Raw genomic sequence first — 25,549 nt, 5'->3', positions numbered from 1 at the left:
CCACGACCAGCAGCCCTCCCGCCTCCATGACCGCCGCCCGCAACCAGGCCCTGGCCACGCAGGCACGGCGCGTCTACCTTGAGGCCCTGGTGAGGGGCATGACGCCCCTGTTGGCCGCCATCGGCCAGGGGGCGACGCAATTGCTGTCGCATGGGGTGCCGCACACCGTCATGTCGGCGCGGCGCGACGCGGTGCAGGCTTGGCAGAAGCTGGGCCCCAACTGGCAGATGGCCGTCGTCGGTGCGCTGCGCCATGCGGCCGCCCACGGTGTCTCCGACGTCGGTCGCGACCACGAGCCGACCGTGCCGGCCCAGTCGCAGAAGATGAGCCTGGTCGACGACTCGACCATCGAGCGCGAGATCACGAGCTCGCGGCTGGCGCTGGTCATGATGGACCGCGCCACCTGGGAGTTCACCGACCTGCGCACGCGCATGCAGTCGCTCGAGGCGCATGACGACCTGGAGCCGCTGGACCTGCTGCGCGCCCATGTCATTGCCCGCATCGCGCTGGACGCCTGGACCCGCGTGGGCCTGGATGCCAATGTCTGGCAGCTGCTGCACAACGAGCTGCACGAGGAATTCGCGCAGCTCATCAGCGAGGCTTATCACGAGACCAACCGCTGGCTGATCGCGCAGAAGGTCTTGCCCGAGGTCGACCTGCGGCCCTTCATCCGCCGCACGGCCCAGGCCGCCGCCGCCGCGACGGCCGCTGCCGGCGGGACGCCGGTGGCCACGCCGCCGCCGCCCGTGGCGGCCTCATCGGGCCTCGCGCCGTTGACGGTGCCCTCGGGCAGCGGCGAGCTGCCGCGCAGCAAGGCCAGCTCCCAGGCCGACGAGGTCATGGCCCAGCTGCAACGCGTGCTGGCCCGTCATGTGCCCGGCTTTCCGGTCACCAAGAGCCAGGTGCCGGCCCGCCCCGGCGGCGGCAAGCCCAGCCTGGCCGGCTTCGGTACCGGGCGTGACGGCGGCTCTGGCGCGGCCGCGCCGGGTGGCGAAGTCGGCAGCGCCAGCAAGCCCTCGCTGGCGGATGCGCCGCCCGTGAGCGTCGCCTCGCCGCGCCTGATCGGCGCCATCAAGCATGCGCAGGAATCCCTGCAACGCCGCCCCGGCGGGGCGGGCGGCGGCAGCGACACCGGCGGCCAGAGCGCGCCGCGGGCGCTGGAGGAGATCGGTGCCCGCAACCAGGCCTTCAAGCAGGTCCTGAAGCAGGCCGCCAGCACGCCGGCCGAGCGCGCCACGATCGAGATCGTCGCGATGATGTTCCAGAGCATCCTGACCGAGGAGCGCATCCCGGCCACGGTGCGGGTCTGGTTCGCGCGGCTGCAGATGCCGGTGCTGCGCGTGGCCGTCAGCGAGCCCGACTTCTTTGCCGCCGCCGACCACCCGGCGCGCCGCCTGATCGACCGCATGGGCGCCTGCGTGATGGGCTTCAACACGGCCCAGCACAGCGGCCCCGGCGCCGAGCGCGCCAGCAACGATGCGCTGGAGCGCGAGATCAAGCGCGTCGTGCAGGTCGTCGAGGCCTACCCGGACACCGGCCGGCGCGTGTTCGCGACCGTGCTGACCGAGTTCGAGAAGTTCCTCGACCATTATTTCGAGAACGAGAACCAGGCCTCCAAGCGCGGCGTGTCGCTGGCCCAGCAGGTCGAGCAGCGCGAGACGCTGGCCATCCAGTACACCATCGAGCTGCGCAAGATGCTGTCCGAGGTGCCGGTGCAGGACGGCGTGCGCGACTTCCTGTTCCACGTCTGGGCCGATGTGCTGGCCGTGACGGCGGTGCGCTCCGGCGCGCAGGCCGAGGTCACCAAGTCCATGAAGCGCGCCGCGGCCGACCTGATCTGGAGCGCCAGCGCCAAGTCCTCGCGCGAGGACCGCGCCGACGTCATCCGCCGCCTGCCGCCGCTGCTGAAGACGCTGCGCGACGGCATGAGCCACGCCGGCCTGCCCATCGACAAGCAGGACGAGCATGTGCGTCAACTCAACAACGCGCTGGCCGCGGCCTTCACGGCCAAGACGGCCGCCATCCCGCGCGAGCGCCTGGACGAGCTGATGGATCAGCTCGAAACGCTGGAAGCCATGCTGCCCGAGGACATCGACGGCGACACCCACGTCGACGAGATGCTGGTGCGCGACCTGTCCGGCCACGAATCCGAGGGCATGGAGGTCGTCGCCGAAGGCGGTTCGGCACCGACGCCGGCCATGGTCGCCTGGGCCCGCGAGCTGCAGGTGGGTGGCTGGTTCATGCTCGACTACCGCGGCCGCAACGAGCAGGTGCAGCTCGCCTGGCGCGGCCTGCGCAAGCAATTGGCGCTGTTCGTCACGCCCAAGGGCCGTGGCGTGCTGTTCTCGCTGAACCGCATGGCCGCCTTCCTGCAGGCCGGCCTGCTGCTGCCGGCCCAGGACGAGGCGCTGACCGTGCAGGCCACGCGCAAGGCGCTGGCCAAGCTGGACGCCGACCCGGATCAACTGCTGAAATGACAAACGGCGCCGAGGGCGCCGTTTTCGTTCCTGCCAGCCAACCGATCAGTGGATCAGCCGGTCCTCGGGGGCGACGAACAGTTCATCCAGGATCAGCGCGTCGGGCTCCTCGCCCAGGCTCCAGAACACCATCAGCACGATGATCTTCAGGTCTTCCAGGTCCATCGGCGTGCCGGGGATGGCCATCGCACGGTCGATGACCATCTCGCGCATGGGCCCGGGCAGCACGCCGGCGGACTCGAGGAAGCTGACGAAACCGACCGAGGACTCGCCCAGGTGCTCGATCTCGGCGGGCGAATAGACGCGCATCGCGCTCGCGCTCTGCTCGCCCTGGTAGGACTCGCCGGACGCGGCCAAGCCATCGAGCCAGGAGAGGGCCTCCTGGATCTCATCGTTCTCGAAGCCCACCGCCGTCAGCTTGCGCGTCAGCTGCGCATGGTCGGGGCAGGCGTCCGGGCGCCAATAGGTCTCGTAGAGATAAACCAGGACATCGAACATCGTGAGGGGATGATAGCCCAGCGTTCCGGCCGCCCCGGCTGCGAATAACCCCCCGGATCGGCCTCTGATATCCGGGGTTAAGCTCGCTATCCCTGCTTGCGGCGCTGGAACAGCTGGCCCGCCAGCCGGGCAACCTCACCGTCCAGCTCCAGCTCCAGCAGCGCCGCATTCAGCTCGGCCGCCGGCCAGCCGCAGCGGGCCATCAGCGCGTCCAGGCTGACCGGGTCGAAGCCCATCGCGTCCAGCAGTGCCCGCTGCTCGTGCGGCGTTTCGGGCGTCTCGGCCGCCGCGGACGAAGTCGTCCCCTGGGCGCCGCGTGGCGGCAGTTCCTCCAGCACGTCCTCGGCCGATTCGACCAGCTTGGCGCCCTGGCGGATCAGGGCGTGGCAGCCGCGCGCCTGCGGCGAGTGGATGGAGCCGGGGATGGCGAACACCTCGCGGCCGGCCTCGACGGCCAGGCGGGCCGTGATCAGCGAGCCCGACTGCACGGCGGCCTCCACGACCAGGCAGCCCTGCGTCAAGCCGGCAATGATGCGGTTGCGGCGAGGGAAGTTGGCCTGCGTGATGGGCGTGCCAAGTGAGTATTCGCTGACGATGAGGCCGCCGCCAGCCAACAGCCGGGCCGCGAGACCCGCGTTGCGGCGCGGGTAGACCTGGTCCAGCCCGGTGCCGACGACGGCGATCGTCGCGCCCTCGCCGTCGAGCGCCCCCTCATGGGCGGCGGCGTCTATGCCCAGCGCCAGGCCGGACACGATGGTGTAGCCGGCGCGGGCCAGTGCACGGCCAAAGGCGCGCGCGTTGTCACCGCCCTGGGCCGTCGGGTTGCGGCTGCCGACGATGGCGATGGACGGCGTCGCCAGCAGGTCACGCCGGCCTTGCAGCCACAGCAGCAGCGGCGGGTCGACCGTGGCCAGCAGGCGCGGCGGGTAGTCGGCATCCCCCAGCACCAGCAGGTCGTGGCCCGGTTGGGCCAGCCAGGCCTCGGCCTTGGCGATCAGCTCGTCAAGGTGCTCGGGTGGCCGGCCGAAAGCATCGCGCTGCTTGCCCGGCAGCGCCTGATCCAGCGCGGCGGCGGGCAGTTCGAACACGGCTTGCGGGCTGCCGGCCATGGCCAGCAGCCGGCGCGCGGCGCCGGGGCCGACGCATTCGGTCAGCCGCAGCCAGGCAGACAGCTCGGCCGGGGCGAGCATCGGCCTGGGTGGTCAGGGCTGGGTGAAGCGGTCGCCGGTCTTGACCGGCTCCTTGACCGAGATGATCAGCGCGTAGGAGACGCGCTCGTAGACCTCGAAGACGAACAGCACGCCGTGGCGCTCGTCCGGCAGCTTGATCATTTCGGGCTTGGCCACCGTTTTGTCGACCACGGCCTCGCCGTCGCGCCACAGCGCGAACACGTGGCCGCGCTCGACGCCGTCACGCTTGCCGCGGTTCAGCGCGACGATCTGGTTCTGGCCGGCGTTCAGCGCGTCGCCGTACAAGGCCGCGATCTGACCCGCCATGGGCTTGTCGGGCGCATGCGGCACGTAGCGCTGCAGATCGCGCTGCGGTGCCGGCGCCAGGCGGTCGCCGATGCCGACCTCCTGTTTGATCAGCCCGACCTGCAGCGTGGCCGGCACGACTTCGGTCTTGCCGTCGGGGCGCAGCCGGTTCTCGCCGGGGCGGATCAGGTCGGCAGTGCCGACGTAGGGCGCCTCGTAGCCGAGGATCTCGTTGGTGGCCGGGTCGCGCAGCACGCGCGTCGTGCGGAAGACGCGGAAGTCCGTCGCGCCGCCGAAGTCGCCGCGGGCGTAGGCCAGGTCACCCTTGCCGAGCAGCACATGGCCCTCCTGGGCCGCGACGATGCGCGGCGCGGTCGCCAGCGCATCGGTGTCGAACACGGCGGTGTCCGTCAGGAAGGGCTGGATCAGGCTCAGCGGGATGGCCGGGATGGGATTGGCGTCCAGCGCCGAGACGCGCATCTGCGGGCTCACCTTGATGACGTCGCCGCCAGTGCCGCCGATGCGCTGGCCGAACTGCAGCCGTGCGCGGCCGTCCATCTTGACCAGCACCAGCACCTGGCCGGGGTAGATCAGGTGCGGGTTGCGGATCTGGTCGCGGTTCATGCCCCACAGCTCGGGCCAGCGCCACGGCGTCTTGAGGAACAGCTTGGAGATGTCCCACAGCGTGTCGCCGGGCACGACGACATGCTGGTCGGGCGCGTTGGGCGCCAGCTCGGACAGCGGCACGCCGTTGGCGGCGACCTGGTCGGCCACGCGGCGCTGCTCCTGGGTGATGGGCAGGTTGCTGGTCTGGGCCCAGGCCGAGGTCGTCGCGAGGGTCAGGCAGGCCGCAAGGACTGAAATATGGGCGGGGCGTGCAGCGAGCATCAGGCGCAGTCTCCGAAGGGGTTGCCGAATCGGCGAAAATCCGCGTGATTCTGCCCGCATTCAACCCGGCCGACCCGCGCTTGCGAGTGCTTACAACGCAAGCGCCGTGGCCGCCGGCCCACACCTCATGGCCCAACTCGACATCCTCCGCTACCCCGATCCGCGCCTGCACACCGTCGCCCAGCCCGTGGCCGCAGTCGACGAACGCATCCGTCTGCTCGTCGACAACATGCTCGAGACCATGTACGCGGCCGATGGCGTGGGCCTTGCGGCCACCCAGGTCGACGTGCATGAGCGCGTCATCGTCATCGACACCTCGCAGGACCGCGACACGCCGCGCGTGCTGATCAACCCCGAGCTGGTCAAGACCAGCGAGCGCATGGTGGAGGGCGAGGAGGGCTGCCTGTCCGTGCCGCAGATCTACGACAAGGTGCCGCGCCATGCCGAGGTCACCGTGCGCGCGACCAACCGCGACGGCGAGATCTATGAGTTCGACGCGGACGGGCTGCTGGCCGTGTGCGTGCAGCACGAGATGGATCACCTGCTGGGCAAGGTCTTCGTCGAGTACCTGAGCCCGCTCAAGCGCGACCGCATCAAGACCAAGATGGTCAAGAAGACGCGCGAAGAGGAAGCCGAAGCCAAGAAGCGCAACCAGCGGTTCTGATGCGCGTGGCGTCATGAGAGTTGTCTTTGCGGGCACGCCCGAGTTCGCCGCCGTCGCGCTGGACGCGTTGCTGCGCGCCGGTTTCACCGTGCCGTTGGTGCTGACGCAGCCCGACCGCCCGGCCGGGCGTGGCATGAAGCTGCAGGCGTCTGCCGTGAAGCAGCGCGCCGTCGCCGCCGGCATCCCGGTTGCCCAGCCCCAGGGCCTGAAGCTGGACGGCAAGTACGCCATCGACGCGGCCGCGGGGCGCGAGGCGCTGCTGGCTGCCGACGCCGACGTGATGGTCGTGGCCGCCTACGGCCTGATCCTGCCGCAGTGGGTGCTGGACCTGCCGCGGCGTGGCTGCCTGAACATCCACGCCTCGCTGCTGCCGCGCTGGCGCGGCGCGGCGCCCATCCACCGCGCCATCGAGGCCGGTGATGCGGAGACCGGCATCACCATCATGCAGATGGACGCCGGCCTGGACACCGGGGCCATGGCCGTCATCGAGCGACTGAAGATCCGCGCCGACGACACGACCGCGTCGCTGCACGACCGCCTGGCCCACCTGGGCGGCCGCCTGATCGTCGAGGCTTTGGAGATCGCCGCCTGCGGTGGCCTGCCGCTGACGCCGCAGCCGAGCGAGGGCGTCACCTACGCGCACAAGATCGAGAAGGCCGAGAGCGCCATCGACTGGCGCATGCCCGCCGTCGACATCGAACGCCGGCTGCGCGCCTTCGACCCCTTCCCCGGCGGCATTGCGACGCTGGCCGGCGAGGCCGTCAAGGTCTGGCGCGCCGAGGTGGTGGACGGCCGAGGCACGCCGGGCGAAGTCATCGCCCCCGGACCGGTCGTTGCCTGCGGCGAGGCCGCGCTGCGCCTGACTGAACTGCAGCGCGCGGGCGGCAAGCGGGGGCCTGCCACGGCCTTCCTGCAGGCCCGGCCCATCGAGGTGGGCGAGCGTTTCGACGCTTGAAGCCGGGCCACGTGGCACCATCTGCCACGTCATCCGTCACTTCCGAGGCGCCCTGAGATGTTCAACCTGGTGAAGACCGCCGTCCTGATGGCCGCCATCACGGCGCTGTTCATGGCCGTCGGCGCGATGATCGGCGGCCGGACCGGCATGCTGGTGGCGCTGCTCGTCGCCGTGGGCCTGAACTTCTACAGCTACTGGTTCTCCGACAAGCTGGTGCTGAAGATGTACAACGCCCGCGAGGTCGATGCGGCTTCGGCGCCGCAGTTCCACGGCATGGTGAAGGAGCTCAGCACCCGCGCCGGCCTGCCCATGCCCAAGGTCTACCTGATCGACGAGCAGGCACCCAACGCCTTCGCCACGGGCCGCAACCCCGAGAACGCCGCCGTGGCCGCGACGACCGGCATCCTGCGCGTGCTGTCGGAGCGCGAACTGCGCGGCGTGATGGCGCACGAGCTGGCCCATGTGGCCCACCGCGACATCCTCATCAGCACCGTCAGCGCGACCATGGCCGGCGCGATCTCCATGCTGGCCAACTTCGCCGCCTTTTTCGGCAGCCGCGACGAGAACGGCCGGCCGACCAACCCGATTGCCGGCATCGCCGTCGCGCTGCTGGCGCCGCTGGCGGCCAGCCTGATCCAGATGGCCATCAGCCGTGCGCGTGAGTTCGAGGCCGACCGCGGCGGCGCCGAGATCTCCGGCGACCCGCAGGCGCTGGCCTCGGCGCTGGACAAGATCCACCGCTACGCCCAGGGCATCCCGCTGCCCACCACCGAGGCTCACCCGGAGACGGCGCAGATGATGATCATGAACCCGCTGTCCGCCGGCGGCCTGCGCGGGCTGTTCTCCACCCACCCGTCGACCGAGGAACGCGTCGCGCGCCTGCTGGCGATGGCGAAGCGCTGATTCAAGTTGGCGCGCACCTGGCCGATATCTGAGCAGATGAAGCGCTCTGTCCTTGCCGTTGTCCTCGCCCTGCCCCTGCTCGCCGCCCTGAGTGCCTGCGAGCAGCTGGGTATTGACGACCCCGCCAAGGTCGCCGCCAACAAGGAGGCTGAGGGCAAGGCCATCGGCAGCGCCTGTCGGCACGCGATGCGCGCCATCGAGGACTGCTATGTGCTGAACCCCAAGGCCCAGAAGGCGGCGATCTACACGGGCTGGCGCGAGATGGACGAGTACATGCGCGAGAACAAGCTCGAAGGCGTGGCGCCGGTCGTGCCGCGCCCGGGTGCCGTCAAGCCGCCCGCCGACGAGGCCGAGGCCAAGCCGGCCGAAAAATCCGGCGAGAAGGCCGCCGACAAGGCCAAGAGCCACTGAACCGCGCGGCCCGGCCGCCGCCAGCCGCATTTCGCGCCTCCCATCCTGCGCACCGTCGCGTCGAAGCGGCCCATGCCGGCGTCACCCGGCACCATGGGAACCATCACAACCCCGATGGAGCCCGACATGACTACCTCCCGCCGCCTCTTCGCTCTCGGTTTCGTGGCCGCCGCCGTGTTCAGCGGCTCCGCCCAGGCCTGGAGCTGGACCATCAACAGCGAACGCGTCAACGGCAATGGCGACATCGCCACCGAGGCCCGCGATCCCGGCGCCTTCGACGGCGTGGCCCTGAGCGGCGGCTTCAATGTCGTCATCCGCCAGGGCAGCGGCAACAAGGTCGAGGTCAAGGCCGATCGCAATCTGCTGCCCCTGATCGAAACCCGCGTCGTCGACGGCGGCAAGGGCCGCACGCTGCAGATCGAGCCGAAGAAGGGCGTCAACATCCACAGCTCGAACAACCCCAGCCTGGTCATCGAGATGCCGGCCCTTCGCTCGATCTCGGTGGCAGGCTCCGGCACGGTCAAGGTCGAGGCGATGAAGACGGCCGGCGTCGACGCGTCCATCGCCGGTTCGGGCGACATCCGCTTCGCCGGCCTGGATGCCGAACGGCTGGGCATGAAGGTCAGCGGCAGCGGCGACATCGTCGCGGCCGGCCGCTGCGCCAGCGCCACCGTGTCCATTGCCGGCAGCGGCGACGTGAAGGCCGGCGAGCTGGTGGCCGAAGACGTCAAGGTCACCATTGCCGGCAGCGGCGACGCCCAGGTCAACGCGACCAAGCGGCTCAACGTGTCCATCGCCGGCTCGGGCGACGTGAAGTACGCTGGCTCGCCGGAGATCAGCTCCTCCATCGCCGGCAGCGGCAGAGTCCGTCGTCTCGGCCAGTGATCCGCTCCCGCCGACAATGGCGGGATGCAGTTGATCGAGAAACTGCGCGCGCTCGCGGCTGACGCCGATTTCCGCAGCGGCGCGCGCGACATGGCCTCGCCCTCCCTGGGGCTGGCCGCCTGGGGCCTGGTGACCGGCGTCACGATGGTGAAGAGCGGCCTCAGCCTGCCGCTGGCCATGGGCATGTCGCTGCTGGTGTTCGCCGGCAGCGCGCAGTTGACGGCCTTGCCGCTGATCGCCTCCGGCGCGCCGCTGTGGGTGCTGCTGGCCACGGCCTTCTGCGTCAACCTGCGCTTCGTCATCTTCAGCGCGCAGTGGCGCAACTACTGGGGCCAGCTGCCGCTGCGGCGCCGACTGCTGAACGGCTACCTGTCCGCCGACCTGAACTTCGTCTACTTCGTGAAGCGCTACCCCGATCCGGTGCCCGCGCCGGGCCAGCAGCGCTATTTCTGGGGTGGCGTGGCCGTCAACTGGCCGACCTGGCAGGTCGCGTCCTTCACCGGCATCCTGCTGGCCGATCGCATCCCGCCCCACTGGGGCATAGGCTTTGCCGGCGTGCTGGCGCTGCTGGGCCTGTCCTATGCGCTGCTGACCGAGAAGATGCTGTGGAGGGTGGCTTTGACGGCCGCCGTGGTGTCGATCGCGACCTATGCGCTGCCGCTCAAGCTCAACATCCTGTGCGCCATCGTCGCGGCGGGCGCGGTGGGCTGGTGGCTGGACACGCGAAAGGTGCGCCATGCCTGACTGGCTGACCTGGATCGCGCTGTTCGGGCTGGCCGGCATCTCCGTGCTGACGCGCAGCTTCTTCATGATCGGCGAGAAGCCGCTGCCCATCCCCGACTGGCTGCGCGAGCTGCTGAAGGTCGCGCCGCTGGCGGCGCTCGTCGCCGTCGTTGCGCCCGAGATCTTCATGACGCAGGGTCATGTCATCACCACCTGGCAGGACGCCCGCTGGCCGGCCGCCGTGGCCGCCACCGGCTACTTCTTCTGGCGCCGCGACATCCTCGGCACCATCCTGGTCGGCATGGCCGTCATGCTGCCGTTGAAGCTCGGCCTCGGCTGGTAACCGCGCCGGAACGCGGGGCGGTGAGAATCGCGGCAGTTTCAAGTTTCTCAACTGCTCCGCCCCGACCATGAACGTCATCCGCTTCTCTGACCTGATCGCCGCCGGCAAGGTGGCCGGCCAACGCGTCTTCATCCGCGCCGACCTCAACGTGCCGCAGGACGACGACGGCAAGATCACCGAGGACACCCGCATCCGCGCGTCGCTGCCCGCCATCAAGGCCGCGCTGGACGCCGGCGCCGCCGTGATGGTCACGTCCCATCTGGGCCGGCCGACCGAAGGCGAGTTCAAGCCCGAGGATTCGCTGGCGCCGGTGGCCGAGCGCATGGCCGAGCTGCTGGGCCGCCCGGTGCCCTTGAAGGCCAACTGGGTGGACGGCGTGGACGTGAAGCCCGGCGAGCTGGTGTTGCTGGAAAACTGCCGCGTCAACAAGGGCGAGAAGAAGTGCGACGAGGGCTTGTCCAGGAAGCTGGCCGCGTTGTGCGACATCTTCGTGCACGACGCCTTCGGCACCGCCCACCGCGCCGAGGCCACCACCTACGGCATCGCCAAGTTCGCCAAGATCGCCTGCGCCGGCCCGCTGCTGGCCGCCGAGATCGATGCCATCACCAAGGCGCTGGCCAACCCGAAGCGCCCGCTGGTCGCCATCGTGGCCGGCTCCAAGGTGTCGACCAAGCTGACCATCCTGCAGGCGCTTTCGGCCAAGGTCGACGGCCTCATCGTCGGCGGCGGCATCGCCAACACCTTCATGCTGGCCGCCGGCCTGAAGATCGGCAAGTCGCTGGCCGAGCCTGACCTGGTCGACCAGGCCAAGGCCGTCATCGATGCGATGAAGGCCCGTGGCGCCGAAGTGCCGATTCCCGAGGACGTCGTCTGCGCGAAGAAGTTTGCCGCCGACGCCGAAGCCACGGTGAAGGCCGCGACCGACGTGGCCGACGACGACCTCATCCTCGACATCGGCCCCAAGACGGCGGCCAAGCTGGCGGCCAAGCTCAAGGCCGCCGGCACCATCGTCTGGAACGGCCCGGTGGGCGTGTTCGAGTTCGACGCCTTCGCCAAGGGCACCGAGGTCATCGCCCGCGCCATTGCCGACAGCGACGCCTTCAGCATCGCCGGCGGCGGCGACACGCTGGCCGCCATCGCCAAGTACGGCGTGGACGTCAGCTACATCTCCACCGGCGGCGGCGCCTTCCTGGAAGTGCTGGAAGGCAAGACGCTGCCGGCGTTCGAGATCCTGGGTCAGCGCGCAGCCGGTTGATGGCGCGCGGCGGCGCGCCGTCGCCGGTCTTGCTGGCTGGCGTGGCGCTGGGTGCGGCAGCGCTGAACCAGTTGTTCTGGTTGCTGCCACTGGGGCTGATGCTGGGCTTGCCGGCGCTGTGGTGGGGCAATGCCTTTATCGCCGGATTGGCGCTGGTCGCTTTCGTGCTGCTGGCCTGGCTGCTTCAGCCCAACCAGCCTGCGCCGCCGCATGAACTGCAGCCGGACGACGCGCCGCGGCTGTACGAGCGGGTGCATGCGCTGGCGGATGCGCTGCAGGCCCCGCGCGTGCACGCCATTGCGCTGGACGACGAGCTCAATGCCGGCGCGCTGGAGCTGAACCGCGGCGTGTCGCTGCGGCCCGTGCGACGCGTGCTGGTGCTGGGCCGGCCGCTGCTGGCGGCGCTGGACAGCGCGGCCGCGCAGGCCGTCATCGCTCACGAGCTGGGACATTTCTCGCGCCGCCACGGCCGGCTGGGCCATTGGCTGTACCGCACCCGGCAGTCCTGGGCGGCCTTGTGCCAGCTGGACGACGGGCCGGGCCAGGCGTCCGACAGCTCGGCCTGGGAGCGGGCGGCGGCGGGTTTCGCGAGCCGCTTCCTGCCCTGGTTCGACCGCCTCAGCCTGGCCCACATGCGGCGCTGTGAATTCGAGGCCGATGCGCTGGCGGCCCAGGTCGGCGGCGCGGCCGAACTGGCGCGGGCGCTGGCGCTGCTGGAGCGCCTGCAGGTGGGCCGCGCGCAGCTGGGCGATTCGTTGCAGCGCCGGTTGATGCGAAGTCACGCCGAGCCGCCGGCCGACGGGCTGGCGCGCGAGGTTGCTGCTTGGCGCGACCTGGCGCAGGCGGCAGATGAATCGCCTGTCGATGCCGCGGAGGAAGGGGGTACGCATCCGCCGCTCGCTCAGCGCCTGGCCGCGCTGGGTGTGGCCGCGCAGGACTGGCGCTGGCCGGTCGACAGCGCGGGTGCCGAATGGTTGGGCGAGCGTTGGCTGCAGGTGTCGGGTGGGCCGGCCGATACCGCCGGCGCGCGGCTGGCGTGGCGCATGGGTCACCGGCTGCTGCAAGGCCTGGCGCCGGGGCAGCAGGCGATGCCGGAAAGGCGGCTGCAGCTCGCGTTGACCTTGGGCGAGCCCGCGCCGGCCGAGCCACTGGTCGACACGCCGGCGGCGTTGCTGCTGCGCGCGCGCTTCGAGCTGCTGGCGGGTCGTCGTGAAGCGGCGGCGGCGCTGCTGGAGGCCTGCCGCGAGCACAAGACGGCCGAGCGCGACGTGGCCACCCGCTGGCTGGTGCAGCACGCGCTGGGTGCCGACGCCGAGCAGCATCGCCGCAACGAGCGGCGGCTGCGCGTCGTGAGTGCCCGTCGCGAGGCGGCGTTGGAGGCGCTGGCCATTTCGCGCGAGCAGGGCCAGTTGGGCGCGGCGCCGCTGGCGGCCGTCGATGGCCCGGCGTTGGCCGCCGCCCTGCGCGAATACCCTGCCGTGCGGCAAGCCTGGCTGTTCGGCCAGGCCGCGGCCGTCCAGGACGTGGACTACCGGGCCGCCGTGCTGCTGCTGCGCGTCGACCCGCAGCAGGCGACGGACCTCGACGAAGAGGCACTGGCCGAGGTGGCCCACGAGTTGCTGAGCTGGATAGCGCCACCCGGCCTGCTGCGGCTGGTGCTGACGCGTTACACGACCGAGGGCCTGCACCCCGAGCTGGCGCGAGCCCTGGCCACGCACACGCCAACACAGTTGTTCTGACGCGGCCCGATTTCACGCGCGCCTGCGCACCACCCGGCCGCTGGGCACTGTCGGCCGCCACAATGGCCACATGGTCCTGCGCTGGCTGCTCGCCTTGCTCGTCGTCGCGACGGGGCTGGGCCTTTATGCCAACGAACACTGGATGACGCGCCGGCTGATGCTGGACGGGAGAGGCCCGGGCCAGCATCTGGAGCTTGTCGACGACCGCGGCAGCGGCGGTGCGAGCACGGCCACGATGAGTGCGGCGTCGGCCGGCGGCCCGGTGACGATGCGATGCGAAATCCGCCCCGGCTACGAGTGGCCGTTCTGCGAGCTGCAGATCGAGATGCGCGACGAAGACCTGGACATGCGCAGCTTCAGCCATGTGCGCCTGTGGCTGCATGCCGAAGGTCCGATGAAGGATGGCAGCCCGACGCAGGTGCGCATCTTCCTGCGCAACTTCAACGCGGCCTATTCGCGCAAGGGCGAGGCGCAGGACCTGAAACCCCATGAGGTCATCTTCGCGCCCGGCGCCCAGCCGCAGCCGGTGGAGCTGCGGCTGAGCCAGTTCATGGTCAGCTCCTGGTGGGCGCAGGAGCATCCGCTGCCCGTGCCGCTCATGGGCCCAGACCTGGACCGCGTGCGCCTCATCAGCTTCAGCACCAGCGGCCAGGCCGCACCGGGTATGCATGTGATCCGCCTGGACCGCGCCGAGCTGGTGGGCGACTGGATCGCGCCCGAGACCTTCCGCCTCGGCCTCATCGGCCTGTGGATGTTCAGCCTGCTGGGCTATCTGGCCTGGGAAAGCTGGACCGTGCACGGCCGGCTGCGCCGCTCGATGAAGCGTTCGCGCACGCTGGAGAAGATGGCCTTGCGCGACCCGCTGACGCGCGTGGCCAACCGCGACGGCCTGCACCGCGCGCTGGAGTTGCTGCTGCAGGTGCAGGGCGACATGAGCTTTCCGCTGTCCATCGTCTTCGTCGACGTGGACCACTTCAAGCGCATCAACGACGGGCATGGCCACGAGGTCGGCGATCAGGTGTTGATGCTGCTGGCGCGCACGCTGCGCGCCAACCTGCCGCGCGATGACTTGTTGGCGCGCTGGGGCGGCGAGGAGTTCGTCATCGTCATGCCGCAGACGCCCGCCGAGGAGGCCGTGGCCGTGGCCGAGCGGCTGCGCCAGGTGTTCGCGCGCACCGAATGGCCGGCCGGCCTGCAGGTGACGGCAAGCTGGGGCGTGGCCCAGGCCGTCGGTGCGGTCGATCTCGACACGGCGCTGCGCGAGGCCGACCAGGCCATGTACCGCGCCAAGCGCGCGGGCCGCGACCGCGTGATATCGGCTTCGGCATAGATCGCCAAAAAACCTGCATCGGCGGTTGCTGAAACGCGGCGTAATCTCAGGGGTTCCCCTCTGGAGACTTGCTGCCATGGAAAAGAACAACGCTCCCTTGTCGCCTGCCGAAGCCGCACTGCGCGACGCCGCCCTGGACTACCACCGCACGCCCACGCGCGGCAAGATTTCGGTCACGCCGACCAAGGCGCTGTCCAACCAGCGCGACCTGTCGCTGGCCTATTCGCCGGGCGTGGCCTACCCCTGCCTGGACATCGAGCGCGACCCGTCACTGGCGGCCGATTACACATCGCGCGGCAACCTGGTGGGCGTCATCACCAACGGCACGGCCGTGCTGGGCCTGGGCGACATCGGTCCGCTGGCGGCCAAGCCGGTGATGGAAGGCAAGGGCTGCTTGTTCAAGAAGTTCGCCGGCATCGACGTGTTCGACATCGAGCTGGCCGAGCGCGACCCGGACAAGCTGGTCGAGATCATCGCGGCCATGGAGCCCACGCTGGGCGGCGTGAACCTGGAGGACATCAAGGCGCCCGAGTGCTTCTACGTCGAGAAGAAGCTGCGCGAGCGCATGAACATCCCCGTCTTCCACGACGACCAGCACGGCACGGCCATCATCTCGTCGGCCGCGCTGCTGAACGGGCTGGAGCTGGTGGGCAAGGACATCGCCACCGTGAAGGTCGCCGTGTCGGGCGCGGGTGCCGCGGCCATCGCCTGCCTCGACGTCATGGTGGGCCTGGGCGTGAAGCGCGAGAACGTGTTCGTCTGCGACTCGCGCGGCGTCATCCAGTCGGAGCGCGACGATGCCAAGGCCGGCAAGCTGGACGAATCCAAGCAGCGCTATTGCCAGATCACCACCGCGCGCACGCTGGCCGACGTGGTCAACGGCGCCGACGTCTTCCTGGGCTGCTCGGCGGCCGGCGTGCTGACGGCGGAGATGGTCAAGACCATGGGCACGCAGCCCATCATCCTGGCGCTGGCCAACCCCGAGCCGGAGATCCGACCCGAGCTGGCCAAGGCCGTGCGGCCGGACTGCATCGTCGCGACCGGCCGTTCGGACTATCCGAACCAGGTCAACAACGTCCTGTGCTTCCCCTACATCTTCCGCGGCGCGCTGGACTGCGGCGCGACCAAGATCACCGAGGGCATGAAGCTGGCCTGCGTGCGCGAGATCGCCGCGCTGGCCAAGGCCGAGACGAGCGATGAAGTCGCGGCCGCCTACGCCGGCCAGGAACTGGCCTTCGGCCCCGAGTACCTGATCCCCAAGCCGTTTGATGCGCGGCTGATCCTGCGCATCGCGCCCGCCGTGGCTGCGGCTGCGGCGGCCGACGGCGTGGCCACGCGGCCCATTGCCGACCTCCCGGCGTACCGCCAGTCGCTGGAGCGCTTCGTCTACCAGACCGGCATGTTCATGCGCCCGGTGTTCGCCGCGGCCAAGGCCGACCCCGCGCGCGTCATCTACGCCGAGGGCGAGGATGAGCGCGTGCTGCGCGCCGTGCAGGTGGCGCTGGACGAAGGCCTGTGCAAGCCCACGCTGATCGGCCGCCCCGAGGTGCTGGCCGCGCGCATCCAGCGCGCCGGCCTGCGCCTGAAGCTGGGCGACGACGTGGCCGTCATCGACCCCGAGGACGACCCGCGTTTCCGCCTCTACTGGGAGGCCTACCACCAGCGCATGAAGCGTAACGGCGTGACGCCGGAGATGGCCAAGTCGGCCGTGCGGCGCTCCAACACGGCAATCGGCGCGCTGGCCATCGAGCTGGGCGACGCGGACGCAATGATCTGCGGCATGGTGGGCCGCTTCGACCGCCACCTGGAGCAGGTGCGCGACCTCGTGGGCTTGCGCGAAGGCGCGCGCCAGTTCGCGGCGATGAACGCGCTGATGCTGGACAAGATGACGCTGTTCATCACGGACACCTTCGTCAACGACGACCCGACGGCCGAGGAGCTGGCCGACATCGCCGCGATGGCCGCGGACGAGTTGCGCCGCTTCGGCCTGCCGCCCAAGCTGGCCTTTGTCAGCCATTCGATGTTCGGCTCCAGCACGCGCCCGTCGGCCGTGAAGATGCGCCGCGCGCACGAACTGTTCGCGGCCCAGCATCCCGAGGTGGAGTGCGACGGCGAGATGCATGGCGACGCGGCGCTGTCCGAGAGCGTGCGCCAGGCCTTCCTGCCCGACAGCAAGCTCACGGGCGCTGCCAACCTGCTCGTGCTGCCGACGCTGGACGCCGCCAACATCCTGTTCAACGTGCTGAAGATCAGCGCCAGCCAGGGCGTGACGATCGGCCCCATCCTGCTGGGCGCCGCGGCACCGGTGCACATCCTGACGCCGTCGGCGACGGTGCGCCGCATCGTCAACATGACGGCGCTGGCGGTGGCTGATGTGCGCGAGGTGCGGGCAGGCAAGGACTGAGGCTGCGGCTGCGGGTTCGGGCGGGGTTTTCAGCCCGCGACGGGCCGGCTACCCTGACCTGCCGGGCGGCACCGCCGTCCGCCCCGATGTCCGAGTCCGCGTGAAACCCAGCGCCCATCCACCCCGCCGCCTGCTGGTCGCTTTTCTGGCCACCTGCGCAGCTGCCCGGGCGGGCGCCGCCGACCTGGTGCTGTACTTCGAGGAGCGGCCGCCGTTGATGAGCCGCCAGGGTGACCAGCTGACGGGCGTGCAGGGGGCGCCGGCGATGGCCGCGTTGCAGCGCGCCGGTCTCACGGCGGAACTGCGCGAGGCGCCCGTGGCACGCCAGATGGCGATGATCACGCGCAGCGCCGAACCGGCCTGCGCGCTGGGCCTGTACCGCACGCCGGAGCGCGAAAGGATCGGCAGGTATTCGCGGCTGCCGGTCTACAGCAGCCCGCCGCAGAGCTTGATGATCCGCAAGGATGGCCGGCTCAAGGACATCCACCGGTTCGCGGCCGCCGTGCAGTCGCCCGCCGTCACGCTGGCGCTGCGCCATGGCTACTCCTACGGGGCAGAGACCGACAGGGCGCTGGCGGTGGGCAGCGCGAAGATCATCCGGTCGTCCGACCACAGCATGGCTCGCGCTCGCCTCGTGCTGCTGGGCATGGCCGACGCCACCCTCTTCACCGAGGAGGAGGGCGAAGCCTTGATCAAGCAACTGGGCGAGGCCGGCGCCGCCCTGGAGCTGCGCCGCCTGCCCGATGCGCCGCCCGGGGAAGGGCGCTTCTTCTTCTGCAGCAAGGCGCTGCCCGACCGGCAGATGCGAGCCCTGGATGACGCGATGGGATCGCCGCGCCCGAGCGGGCCCTAGCTGCGCTAGCTGGCCGTGTGGCTGTCCAGCGGGAGGCGCCCTGGCCGAGAGGGCGTGGCACTGAACTGCGCGAGCGCCACGCCGGCCAGGATGACGCCGGCGCCCAGCAGCTTCGGCGCGGTGAACTGCTCGCCGCCCCACGCCCACGCTGCCAGGCCGGCGACCAGCGGCATCAGGTAGATCAGCGGCGCCGTGCGGGCCACGCCGCGCCGCTCGTTGGCCCAGCCCCAGGCCAGCCAGCCGAGAAAGCCGCCGCCGGCGACCTGCCACACGGTGCCGCTCCAGACCCAGGCGGGCTGGGCCTGCCACTCCAACGCGAGCAGTTCCGGCGCGCACCACAGCAGCATCGGCAGCGTGCAGACCAGGCTGCCATAGCCCAGCACCGTCACGCCGCCGTGGTGCTGGATCAGCGGCTTGGCGGCCACCGTGTAGTAGCTGAACAGCGCCGCGGCCGCCAGCAGCGTCAGGTCGCCCACGCCGGCGCGCCAGTCGGCGGCGAGCAACTTGTCCGACAGGAACAGCAGCGCACCCGTGGCCGCCATCGCCACGCCGGCGACCTGGCTGCGCGACAGCCGCTCCACGCCGCTGAAGCGCAGGATCAGCAGCGTGAACACCGGCCCGCAGGCCAGCAGCACGCTGGCGCTGAACGCGGTGGAACCCTGCATGCCGTAGGTCGACGCCATCAGGTGCAGGCCCTGGCCCACCAGCGTCAGCCGCACCAGCGGCCACACCTCGGCGCGGTCCAGCCGCGGCCAGGCCCAGCCGAAACGCCAGCACAGCAGCGCCACCGCGCACAGCGGCATCAACAGGTAGCGCAGGCCGAGGAACGCGGCCGGGCCGACCTGGCCGAACAAGGCCTTGGCGAGCGGGAAATTGACGCCCCAGACGAGCACGACGGCCAGCGCCGCGGCGAGTGGGGTGGTGTGGCGATCGTTCATCTGCGCTAGCATATTCCCATATGCGAGAAGAATTCTCTGAATTGAGCGACGAAGGCCAGTTCGAGCGCCAACTGGCCGAACGGCTGGCGGCGCTGCGCCTGGCGGCCGGCTGGTCGCTGGACGAACTGGCCGCCAGGAGCGGCGTCAGCCGCGCGACGCTCTCCCGGCTGGAGCGCGCCGAGACCAGCCCGACGGCGACGCTGCTGTCGCGCCTGGCCCGCGCCTACGGCCTGCCGTTGAGCCGGGTGCTGGCCGACGCCGAGGCGCTGCCCGTGCGGTTGCTGCGCGCGGCCGACCAGCCGCGCTGGCACGACCAGCAAAGCGGCTTCGAGCGACTGATGCGCTGCCCGCCGCTGGCCGGCTTCGCCACCGAGGTCATCGAGGGGGTGCTCGCGCCCGGCGCCGAGCTGGTCTACGACGAGCCCACCGTCGCGCGGCTGGAGCACCACCTCTGCCTGCTAGACGGCCGCCTGCGCCTGACGCTGCAGGGCCAGGCCTTCGAGCTGCTCGCCGGAGATTCCATCAGCTTCCGTGTGTTGAGCCGCAGCGCCTTCGCCAACCCCGGCACCGAACCCGCGCGCTACCTGCTCGCGATGACGGTGCCCAGCCTGTAACTGGACCCTTTCCAAAATGAGCCCAGACCTGCCCACCCGCCTCGCACCGCTGGACCCGGCCCACCCCGACGCGCAAGCGCTGATCGCCCAGTCCGAGGCCTACATGAGCGCCCTCTATCCGAGCGAGAGCAATCACTTCGAGCCCGCCGACGGCCTGCGCCCACCTAACGGCCAGTTCTGGGGCCTGTGGCTGGGTGAGCGCCTGGTGGGCTGCGGCGGCGTCAAGCATCACGCGCGCGTGGGCGCAGAGCCGGCCTATGGGGAGATCAAGCGTCTTTTCGTGCTGGACAGCGCGCGTGGGCGCGGCGTGGCCAAGCAGCTGATGGCGCGGCTGGAAACCGATCTGATCGAGTGCGGCGTAGGCCTGGCGCGGCTGGAGACGGGCATCCACCAACCCGAGGCGCTGGCGCTGTACGGCCGCCTGGGCTACCGCGAGCGCACACCCTTCGGCGGCTACGCGCCCGACCCGCTGAGTGCCTTCTTCGAGAAGCAACTGTCGGCCGCTGCGACGTGAAACACGAAGAAACTCGCGCGGGGCTCGGCGGACCATAATTCCGCGCCTTCCAAGAATCGAGACAGCCATGACCCGCGCCACCAAGATCGTCGCCACCCTCGGCCCTGCTTCCAACACGCCGGAGGTGCTGGAGAAGATGATCCGCGCGGGCGTAGACGTGGTGCGGCTGAACTTCTCGCACGGCAAGGCGCAGGACCACATTGATCGCGCAACCATGGTCCGCGCCGCGGCCGAGCGCGTCGGCAAGTCGGTGGCCATCATGGCCGACCTGCAAGGCCCCAAGATCCGCGTCGGCAAGTTCGAGAACAACAAGATCGAACTCATCCCCGGTGCGCCCTTCATCCTCGACGCCGACCGCACCGAGCTGGGCAACCAGGACATCGCAAGCCTGGACTACAAGGAACTGCCGCGCGACGTGAAGCCCGGCGACACGCTGCTGCTCAACGACGGCCTGCTGGTGCTGACCGTCGAGGCCGTTCGCGGGGCCCAGGTGCACACCATCGTCAAGCTGGGCGGCGAGCTGTCCAACAACAAGGGCATCAACAAGCAGGGCGGCGGCCTGACGGCGCCGGCGCTGACGGGCAAGGACATGGAGGACATCAAGACCGCGATGTCCTTCCAGTGCGAGTACCTGGCCGTCAGCTTCCCCAAGAACGCGACCGACATGGAGATGGCGCGCCAGCTGGCCAACGTGGCCGGCGAGCCCTACCGCCACAAGCCGGCCATGATCGCCAAGATCGAGCGCTACGAGGCCATCCCCCACCTCGAAGCCATCCTGAAGGCCAGCGACGGCATCATGGTCGCGCGCGGCGACCTGGCCGTGGAAGTCGGCAACGCGGCCGTGCCGGCGCTGCAGAAACGCATGATCAAGATGGCCCGCGAGCTGGACAAGGTGTCCATCACGGCCACGCAGATGATGGAGTCCATGATCGTCAACCCGGTGCCCACGCGCGCCGAGGTCAGCGACGTGGCCAACGCGGTGCTGGACGGCACCGACGCCGTCATGCTGTCCGCCGAGACGGCCGCCGGCAAATACCCCATCGAGACCGTCGAGCAGATGGCCAACATCGCGCTGGAGGCCGAGCGTGCCGAGTTCGTCAGCCTGGACACCGACTTCGCGGGCCGCCAGTTCGGCCGCATCGACCAGTCCATCGCCATGGGCGCGCTGTTCACGGCCTATCACCTGGGCTGCAAGGCCATCCTGGCGCTGACCGAGTCCGGCTCGACGGCGCTGTGGATGAGCCGCCACCGCATCCAGGTGCCCATCTTCGGCCTGACCACCCAGCCGGTCAGCCAGCGCAAGATGGCGCTGTACCGCAATGTGCTGCCGCTGCTGATGCCCAAGTTCGACGACCGCGACGTGGCGCTGGCCGCGGCCGAGAAGATCCTCGTCGAGCGCGGCGTGCTGATGCCCGGCGACACGTATGCGATCACCTGCGGCGAGCCGATGGGCTACCCGGGCGGCACGAACATGCTGAAGGTCTGCCGCGTGGCCTGATCAGTGACTGTGGCCGACGTGACTCTTGGGCGGTAGCGCCGCCCCGGGTTCGGCCAGGCTTTCGAGAATGGCGCAGGCCGGCTCGTCGCCGTTGCAACGCGCCCGCAACTCGCGCAGTTCCTTCTCCAGCTCCTGCAGCGCCGCGATGCGGGCCGTGACGTGGCCGATGTGCGCGTCCAGCAGCGCATGCGCCTCGCCGCCGTGTGCGCCTCCCTGCAGCGCCAGCAGCGCGCGCACCTCGGCCAGGTTCATGTCCAGCGAGCGGCAACGGCGGATGAAGTGCAGGCGCTCGGCGTCGGCCGGGCCATAGACACGGTAGCCGGCGTCGGTGCGCGGCGGCGGCGCCAGCAGGCCTTCGCGCTCGTAGTGGCGGATGGTGTCCACGGGCGTGGCCGTCAGGCGGCTGAGTTCTCCGATGCGCATGTGACCGATTCTCGGCTTGACGCCGGAGCGGCTCCAGCGTTTGCAATGACGGCAGTTTCCCGCCAAGGTCTGTCGGCCGGCGCGCCCGTGCCGAGCTGGTGCACCCTTCAAGCCATTGACAGCGGCAGCTTCCTGATGCGCTTGCCGGTGGCCGCAAAGACGGCATTGAGCACCGCAGGCGCGCCGAGCGGCGCGGACACTTCACCGAGGCCCCCCGGCCGGTCGGCATCGCTGCCCACGAAGTGCACGTCCATCCGCGGGCACTCGTTCATGCGCATCAACCGGTTCTGATGGAAGTTGCTGTGCATGACGCGGCCGTTCTCGATCGGCGCCCCGCCATGGAAGAGCGCGGTCAGGCCCCAGACCATGCCGCCGGTGATCTGATTCGCGGCGCCGGACGGGTTGATGAGCCTGCCGCAGTCGACGGCGATGGTGACGCGGTCCACCACCACCTGCGCGCCGCGCACCGTGACTTCGGCGACCGCCGCGCAACACGTGTTGCCATAGGGCACGAGGGCGATGCCCATGCCCTGACCCGGGGCCATCGTCCGGCCCCAGCGGGCTTTCTCGGCCGCCACCGTGAGCACGCGCCGCAACCGGTCGCTCGACAGCGTGTCGCCGCCGACGAAGACGTCCCGGCCTGGCGTGAGCAGCGAGAGGCGGAACTCGAGCGGATCGCGCTTGAGCTCGGCGGCGATCTCGTCGACGAAGCATTCGCTCAGCGCCTTGCCGTGCACGACGACGCCGCGCCACGCCGAGGAATGGATCAGCTCGTGGGCGCTCAGGTCCTCGAAGTCGTAGCGGATGTTCGGGATGTCGTAGGCCATCGCCGGCAGGGCGGGGTCCGTGTACTTCGCGCCCCAGGTGTAGGTGCGCAGCTCCTTCTCGTACCACGCGTGCAACTTGCCGTCAGCGTCCAGTGCCGCCTGGTACTCCATGTGCTGGAAGTGGTGGGCGAGGTTGCATTGCTGGTCGTCCTCGCGGGTCCACAAGGTCTTGATCGGCACATGGCCGGCCTCGCGGGAAATGAACGCGGCTTCGACGGCGATGTCCGGGTAGTAGCGGCGCCCGTAGCCGCCGCCCGAGGGCATGAGGTGGACTTTGATCTTCTCTTCCGGCAGGCCCAGCAGCTTCTGCAGTTCGCCGACGATCAGGTTGGGCGCCTGCGAGCCCATCCACACCTCGCAGCCGTCGCGCGTCGCGTGGGCGGTGCAGTTCAGCGGCTCCATGCAGGAGTGCAACTGGTGGGGGTAGACGTAGGCGGCCCTGAGCGTCTTGCGCACCCGGCGCATGTCGGCAACCGCGTTCTCCTGGCCGATGAAGCCGGTCGGGTCGCCCCGCTGCACCGCCCGCTCCGCGGCCAGGCGCTCGAAGTCCCTGGAGCCGAGGCGACCGTTGGGGCCATCGTCCCAGACGATCTTCAAGGCCTCGCGGGCTTTGCAGGCGGTCCAGAACGAATCGGCGACGACGGCCACGCCTTCGCGGATGTCATGCGGCATGTAGGGCGGCACGTGCTCGCCCGCGATCGGCTGCGTGGAGAAGACCTTGCGGACGCCCTTGATTTTCAGTGCCGCGGATGCGTCGAAGGACTTGAGCTTGCCCTTGAACACCGGGCAGCGCGCCACCACGGCGTAGAGCATGCGGTCGACGCGCGTGTCGATGCCGTACTTCACCCGGCCGGTGACGATGGCGGGGATGAGCTTGGCCGCGCGTGGCGTGCCGATGACCTGGAACGCCTGCGCGTCCTTGAGCCTCACGTCGGTGGGCACCGGCAGCGCGGCGGCAGCGGCGGCCAGCTCGCCGAACGGCAGCCGGCGTTCCGATGCGCGATGCAACACCCAGTGGTTCTCTGCCGCGCAGGCCGCGGCAGCCACGCCCCAGTGCCGGGCTGCGGCCTCGATGAGCAGCTGGCGCGCGGTGGCGCCGGCCTGGCGCAGCAGGTCGTATTGGTAGATCAGCGTGCAGCTGCCGCCGGTGTCATGCCCGCCGTTGCGGTCGTTCTGGTAGCGCTTCATGTCCGCCAGCGGGAACTCGACACGCACGCGGTCCCAGTCCGCGCACAGCTCCTCGCACAGGATCTGCGCCAGCGACGTGGCCACGCCCTGTCCCATCTCGTGCTTGATCACCTGGAACAGCACGTCGCCCTCGGGCGTGATGCGGATGAAGTCGCCGAGCGGCGTCGTCCCCGACACGTTGGCGATGGCAGCGCCGTGCATCGACAGCGTCAGCCCCGCGGCGGCCAGTGCGGTCTGGTGGAGGAAGTCTCGACGGGTGAGCGGCACGGTCACGCTCCGGCCACGACGCTCTTGATCGCCTGCTCGATGCGCGGGTAGGTGCCGCAGCGGCACAGGTTGCCGCTCATCGCACTGCGGATCTCCGCATCGCTCGGGCGCGGATTGGCCTTCAGCAAGGCCGACGCCGTCATCAGCTGCCCCGCCTGGCAGTAGCCGCACTGCGGCACGTCGAATTTTTCCCAAGCGAGCTGCAGGGGGTGCGAGCCGTCGGCGGACAGGCCTTCGATCGTCGTCACTGCGCGGTGGCCGACGCGGGAGACGGGCATCGAGCAGGAACGCACCGCGCTGCCGTCCAAGTGAACCGTGCAGGCACCGCACTGGCCGATGCCGCAGCCGTACTTGGTGCCGGTCAGGCCGATCGTGTCCCGCAGCACCCACAGCAGCGGCACCGAAGCGTCCTCCACCTGCACCGCGTGCGGTGCGCCGTTCACCTTCAGATGCAAAGGCGGCATGCCGTTCCTTTCGAGCCGAGATGGCGCAAGGATGGCGGGCGGGCCGCGGGCCGTCTTGTAAAAAATCGGCGCCCGCGGCCTTGCTAGCATCGCGGCGACGCCCCCGGAGCACGGCCTTGGACCCCACCTTGATCAGCGGCGACATGCGCTACTGGCTGCTGAAGCCAGATCCGCGGCTGCGCCCCTGGATCCACAGCTACTTCATCGTCGAGCCCGTCGCGCCGGCCGCCTGCGTGGCCGAGCTGCACGGCGAGGACCAGCTGCTCATCCCCGACGGCCATTCGGAAATCGTCTTCAACTTCGGCGGCGCCTACGAGCGGTGGCACGTCGGCGAACGCGAGGGCGAGGGCGCCGCGCTGATGCGCTCCAGCTACCTGATCGGCGGCCGCTCCCGCTCCGTGCTGACGCGCAATGCGAGCCCCGTCCGCCTGGCCGGCGTGAAGCTGGACCCGCGCGCCTTGCATGCGCTCATCGCGGTGCCGCTCGGTGCGTTCGCCGATGCCACGTTGTCGCTGGCCGACCTGAACGCGCCGGGCCTACTCCAACTCGAAGATGCCCTGGCGTCGGCGCGCGGAGCCGCCGCGGTGCACGGCACGCTGGATCGCTTCTTCCTGCGCGCCCTCGATCCGCTGCAGGCGGAGCGCGCCGCCACGGACCAGCTGCTGCACGACCTGCGCCGCACGCGCGGGGCGTTGCCCATCCTGCAATGGGCGCGCGAGCACCGGCTCGATGCGCGCACGCTGGAGCGGCGCTTCAGCGCCGCGGTCGGCATGACACCGAAGCGGTATGCCCGCGTCATTCGTTTCAAGCACAGCTACCACCAGCTGCTGTCGGCACCCGACTCCCGGCCGACCGGGGCGCATCTGGAGGGCTACTACGACCAATCCCACTTCAACCGCGAGTTCCGGTATTTCACCGGCACCTCGCCGAACGCGCGGGTGACAGGCGCCATGGCCTCGGGCACCACCATCAGCGACCACCTGCTGGACGGCGAACTGTCAGCCTGACCCGCC

The 25,549-nt window shown here is 70.2% G+C and carries 24 protein-coding genes; 17 read left to right on the top strand and 7 right to left on the bottom strand.

Annotated features, from left to right (window positions below):
- Positions 1 to 26 precede the first annotated feature (26 nt).
- Positions 27 to 2,477 (top strand): DUF1631 family protein, encoded by a 2,451-nt coding sequence (locus tag AC1D29_RS22425; RefSeq protein WP_477901583.1) that lies wholly within the window; start codon positions 27 to 29, stop codon positions 2,475 to 2,477.
- A 45-nt stretch (positions 2,478 to 2,522) separates the two neighbouring features.
- Here AC1D29_RS22425 and AC1D29_RS22420 read toward each other — a convergent pair whose 3' ends face one another.
- The 3 genes from AC1D29_RS22420 to AC1D29_RS22410 all read right to left on the bottom strand — a co-directional run bounded on the left by AC1D29_RS22420 (position 2,523) and on the right by AC1D29_RS22410 (position 5,338).
- Positions 2,523 to 2,975, bottom strand: coding sequence for a Smg family protein (locus AC1D29_RS22420; RefSeq protein ID WP_477901581.1), 453 nt, complete (start codon positions 2,973 to 2,975; stop codon positions 2,523 to 2,525).
- 86 nt (positions 2,976 to 3,061) lie between these two features.
- A complete protein-coding gene (gene dprA, locus AC1D29_RS22415) occupies positions 3,062 to 4,165 on the bottom strand; it encodes a DNA-processing protein DprA (protein ID WP_477901579.1) in 1,104 nt (367 codons plus the stop codon).
- 12 nt (positions 4,166 to 4,177) lie between these two features.
- Positions 4,178 to 5,338 (bottom strand): LysM peptidoglycan-binding domain-containing protein, encoded by a 1,161-nt coding sequence (locus AC1D29_RS22410; RefSeq protein WP_477901577.1) that lies wholly within the window; start codon positions 5,336 to 5,338, stop codon positions 4,178 to 4,180.
- A gap of 127 nt (positions 5,339 to 5,465) precedes the next feature.
- Between AC1D29_RS22410 and def the strand changes: the two genes are divergently transcribed.
- The 12 genes from def (at position 5,466) to AC1D29_RS22350 (ending at position 17,803) form a co-directional block, all read left to right on the top strand.
- A complete protein-coding gene (gene def, locus AC1D29_RS22405; protein WP_477901575.1) occupies positions 5,466 to 6,002 on the top strand; it encodes a peptide deformylase in 537 nt (178 codons plus the stop codon).
- Positions 6,003 to 6,015: 13 nt separating this feature from the next.
- Positions 6,016 to 6,957 (top strand): methionyl-tRNA formyltransferase, encoded by a 942-nt coding sequence (gene fmt / locus AC1D29_RS22400; protein WP_477901573.1) that lies wholly within the window; start codon positions 6,016 to 6,018, stop codon positions 6,955 to 6,957.
- 57 nt (positions 6,958 to 7,014) lie between these two features.
- Positions 7,015 to 7,860, top strand: a complete 846-nt coding sequence (htpX, locus tag AC1D29_RS22395; RefSeq protein ID WP_477901571.1) for a zinc metalloprotease HtpX — start codon at positions 7,015 to 7,017, stop codon at positions 7,858 to 7,860.
- 36 nt (positions 7,861 to 7,896) lie between these two features.
- Entirely contained in the window at positions 7,897 to 8,271 is a 375-nt protein-coding gene (locus AC1D29_RS22390) for a hypothetical protein (protein ID WP_477901569.1), read from the top strand.
- A 126-nt stretch (positions 8,272 to 8,397) separates the two neighbouring features.
- Entirely contained in the window at positions 8,398 to 9,156 is a 759-nt protein-coding gene (locus AC1D29_RS22385; RefSeq protein ID WP_477901567.1) for a head GIN domain-containing protein, read from the top strand.
- A gap of 24 nt (positions 9,157 to 9,180) precedes the next feature.
- A complete protein-coding gene (locus AC1D29_RS22380) occupies positions 9,181 to 9,900 on the top strand; it encodes an AzlC family ABC transporter permease (RefSeq protein WP_477901565.1) in 720 nt (239 codons plus the stop codon).
- The gene (locus AC1D29_RS22375) at positions 9,893 to 10,222 is read left to right on the top strand and encodes an AzlD domain-containing protein (protein WP_477901563.1); all 330 of its coding nucleotides are present in this window, start codon (positions 9,893 to 9,895) and stop codon (positions 10,220 to 10,222) included. Before AC1D29_RS22380 ends, AC1D29_RS22375 begins: the two co-directional genes overlap by 8 nt.
- A gap of 67 nt (positions 10,223 to 10,289) precedes the next feature.
- Positions 10,290 to 11,477: a phosphoglycerate kinase gene (locus AC1D29_RS22370; RefSeq protein ID WP_477901561.1), complete on the top strand. Its 1,188-nt coding sequence runs from the start codon at positions 10,290 to 10,292 to the stop codon at positions 11,475 to 11,477.
- Positions 11,477 to 13,216 (top strand): M48 family metalloprotease, encoded by a 1,740-nt coding sequence (locus tag AC1D29_RS22365; RefSeq protein ID WP_477901559.1) that lies wholly within the window; start codon positions 11,477 to 11,479, stop codon positions 13,214 to 13,216. The genes AC1D29_RS22370 and AC1D29_RS22365 overlap by 1 nt, the downstream gene beginning before the upstream one ends.
- A 70-nt stretch (positions 13,217 to 13,286) precedes the next feature.
- Positions 13,287 to 14,546 carry a GGDEF domain-containing protein gene (locus AC1D29_RS22360; RefSeq protein ID WP_477901557.1) on the top strand — a complete coding sequence of 420 codons (1,260 nt, stop codon included), beginning with the start codon at positions 13,287 to 13,289 and terminating at the stop codon, positions 14,544 to 14,546.
- Positions 14,547 to 14,622: 76 nt separating this feature from the next.
- Positions 14,623 to 16,950 carry an NADP-dependent malic enzyme gene (locus tag AC1D29_RS22355; RefSeq protein ID WP_477901555.1) on the top strand — a complete coding sequence of 776 codons (2,328 nt, stop codon included), beginning with the start codon at positions 14,623 to 14,625 and terminating at the stop codon, positions 16,948 to 16,950.
- Between the two features lie 100 nt (positions 16,951 to 17,050).
- Positions 17,051 to 17,803 carry a hypothetical protein gene (locus AC1D29_RS22350; protein ID WP_477901553.1) on the top strand — a complete coding sequence of 251 codons (753 nt, stop codon included), beginning with the start codon at positions 17,051 to 17,053 and terminating at the stop codon, positions 17,801 to 17,803.
- 5 nt (positions 17,804 to 17,808) lie between these two features.
- Here AC1D29_RS22350 and AC1D29_RS22345 read toward each other — a convergent pair whose 3' ends face one another.
- Positions 17,809 to 18,741: a DMT family transporter gene (locus AC1D29_RS22345; protein WP_477901551.1), complete on the bottom strand. Its 933-nt coding sequence runs from the start codon at positions 18,739 to 18,741 to the stop codon at positions 17,809 to 17,811.
- A 41-nt stretch (positions 18,742 to 18,782) separates the two neighbouring features.
- Between AC1D29_RS22345 and AC1D29_RS22340 the strand changes: the two genes are divergently transcribed.
- The 3 genes from AC1D29_RS22340 (at position 18,783) to pyk (ending at position 21,367) form a co-directional block, all read left to right on the top strand.
- Positions 18,783 to 19,355, top strand: a complete 573-nt coding sequence (locus AC1D29_RS22340) for a helix-turn-helix domain-containing protein (RefSeq protein WP_477901549.1) — start codon at positions 18,783 to 18,785, stop codon at positions 19,353 to 19,355.
- Between the two features lie 16 nt (positions 19,356 to 19,371).
- Complete coding sequence (locus AC1D29_RS22335; RefSeq protein ID WP_477901547.1) at positions 19,372 to 19,869, top strand: GNAT family N-acetyltransferase; 498 nt, start codon at positions 19,372 to 19,374, stop codon at positions 19,867 to 19,869.
- Positions 19,870 to 19,936: 67 nt separating this feature from the next.
- On the top strand, positions 19,937 to 21,367 hold the full coding sequence (gene pyk, locus AC1D29_RS22330) for a pyruvate kinase (protein ID WP_477901545.1): 1,431 nt from the start codon (positions 19,937 to 19,939) through the stop codon (positions 21,365 to 21,367).
- Here the strand turns inward: pyk and AC1D29_RS22325 are convergent, their stop codons facing one another.
- The 3 genes from AC1D29_RS22325 to AC1D29_RS22315 form a co-directional block, all read right to left on the bottom strand.
- Positions 21,368 to 21,790: a Cd(II)/Pb(II)-responsive transcriptional regulator gene (locus tag AC1D29_RS22325; protein ID WP_477901543.1), complete on the bottom strand. Its 423-nt coding sequence runs from the start codon at positions 21,788 to 21,790 to the stop codon at positions 21,368 to 21,370. It lies immediately after the preceding gene.
- A 107-nt stretch (positions 21,791 to 21,897) separates the two neighbouring features.
- A complete protein-coding gene (locus AC1D29_RS22320; protein WP_477901541.1) occupies positions 21,898 to 24,072 on the bottom strand; it encodes a xanthine dehydrogenase family protein molybdopterin-binding subunit in 2,175 nt (724 codons plus the stop codon).
- A 2-nt stretch (positions 24,073 to 24,074) separates the two neighbouring features.
- Entirely contained in the window at positions 24,075 to 24,536 is a 462-nt protein-coding gene (locus tag AC1D29_RS22315; RefSeq protein WP_477901539.1) for a (2Fe-2S)-binding protein, read from the bottom strand.
- 116 nt (positions 24,537 to 24,652) lie between these two features.
- Here AC1D29_RS22315 and AC1D29_RS22310 point away from each other — a divergent pair, with 116 nt between their 5' ends.
- Positions 24,653 to 25,543: an AraC family transcriptional regulator gene (locus AC1D29_RS22310; RefSeq protein ID WP_477901537.1), complete on the top strand. Its 891-nt coding sequence runs from the start codon at positions 24,653 to 24,655 to the stop codon at positions 25,541 to 25,543.
- Positions 25,544 to 25,549 lie beyond the last annotated feature (6 nt).

The organism is Roseateles sp. P1_C6 (assembly GCF_056406315.1).
This window is presented reverse-complemented; position numbering and strand designations above follow the sequence as displayed.

What these genes read in the sequence shown, in the direction of transcription:
- AC1D29_RS22425 (WP_477901583.1), top strand. Translation starts at nt 27, where the DNA reads ATGACCGCCGCCCGCAACCAGGCCCTGGCCACGCAGGCACGGCGCGTC.
- AC1D29_RS22420 (WP_477901581.1), bottom strand. Translation starts at nt 2,975, where the DNA reads ATGTTCGATGTCCTGGTTTATCTCTACGAGACCTATTGGCGCCCGGAC.
- dprA (WP_477901579.1), bottom strand. Translation starts at nt 4,165, where the DNA reads ATGCTCGCCCCGGCCGAGCTGTCTGCCTGGCTGCGGCTGACCGAATGC.
- AC1D29_RS22410 (WP_477901577.1), bottom strand. Translation starts at nt 5,338, where the DNA reads ATGCTCGCTGCACGCCCCGCCCATATTTCAGTCCTTGCGGCCTGCCTG.
- def (WP_477901575.1), top strand. Translation starts at nt 5,466, where the DNA reads ATGGCCCAACTCGACATCCTCCGCTACCCCGATCCGCGCCTGCACACC.
- fmt (WP_477901573.1), top strand. Translation starts at nt 6,016, where the DNA reads ATGAGAGTTGTCTTTGCGGGCACGCCCGAGTTCGCCGCCGTCGCGCTG.
- htpX (WP_477901571.1), top strand. Translation starts at nt 7,015, where the DNA reads ATGTTCAACCTGGTGAAGACCGCCGTCCTGATGGCCGCCATCACGGCG.
- AC1D29_RS22390 (WP_477901569.1), top strand. Translation starts at nt 7,897, where the DNA reads ATGAAGCGCTCTGTCCTTGCCGTTGTCCTCGCCCTGCCCCTGCTCGCC.
- AC1D29_RS22385 (WP_477901567.1), top strand. Translation starts at nt 8,398, where the DNA reads ATGACTACCTCCCGCCGCCTCTTCGCTCTCGGTTTCGTGGCCGCCGCC.
- AC1D29_RS22380 (WP_477901565.1), top strand. Translation starts at nt 9,181, where the DNA reads ATGCAGTTGATCGAGAAACTGCGCGCGCTCGCGGCTGACGCCGATTTC.
- AC1D29_RS22375 (WP_477901563.1), top strand. Translation starts at nt 9,893, where the DNA reads ATGCCTGACTGGCTGACCTGGATCGCGCTGTTCGGGCTGGCCGGCATC.
- AC1D29_RS22370 (WP_477901561.1), top strand. Translation starts at nt 10,290, where the DNA reads ATGAACGTCATCCGCTTCTCTGACCTGATCGCCGCCGGCAAGGTGGCC.
- AC1D29_RS22365 (WP_477901559.1), top strand. Translation starts at nt 11,477, where the DNA reads ATGGCGCGCGGCGGCGCGCCGTCGCCGGTCTTGCTGGCTGGCGTGGCG.
- AC1D29_RS22360 (WP_477901557.1), top strand. Translation starts at nt 13,287, where the DNA reads ATGGTCCTGCGCTGGCTGCTCGCCTTGCTCGTCGTCGCGACGGGGCTG.
- AC1D29_RS22355 (WP_477901555.1), top strand. Translation starts at nt 14,623, where the DNA reads ATGGAAAAGAACAACGCTCCCTTGTCGCCTGCCGAAGCCGCACTGCGC.
- AC1D29_RS22345 (WP_477901551.1), bottom strand. Translation starts at nt 18,741, where the DNA reads ATGAACGATCGCCACACCACCCCACTCGCCGCGGCGCTGGCCGTCGTG.
- AC1D29_RS22335 (WP_477901547.1), top strand. Translation starts at nt 19,372, where the DNA reads ATGAGCCCAGACCTGCCCACCCGCCTCGCACCGCTGGACCCGGCCCAC.
- pyk (WP_477901545.1), top strand. Translation starts at nt 19,937, where the DNA reads ATGACCCGCGCCACCAAGATCGTCGCCACCCTCGGCCCTGCTTCCAAC.
- AC1D29_RS22325 (WP_477901543.1), bottom strand. Translation starts at nt 21,790, where the DNA reads ATGCGCATCGGAGAACTCAGCCGCCTGACGGCCACGCCCGTGGACACC.
- AC1D29_RS22315 (WP_477901539.1), bottom strand. Translation starts at nt 24,536, where the DNA reads ATGCCGCCTTTGCATCTGAAGGTGAACGGCGCACCGCACGCGGTGCAG.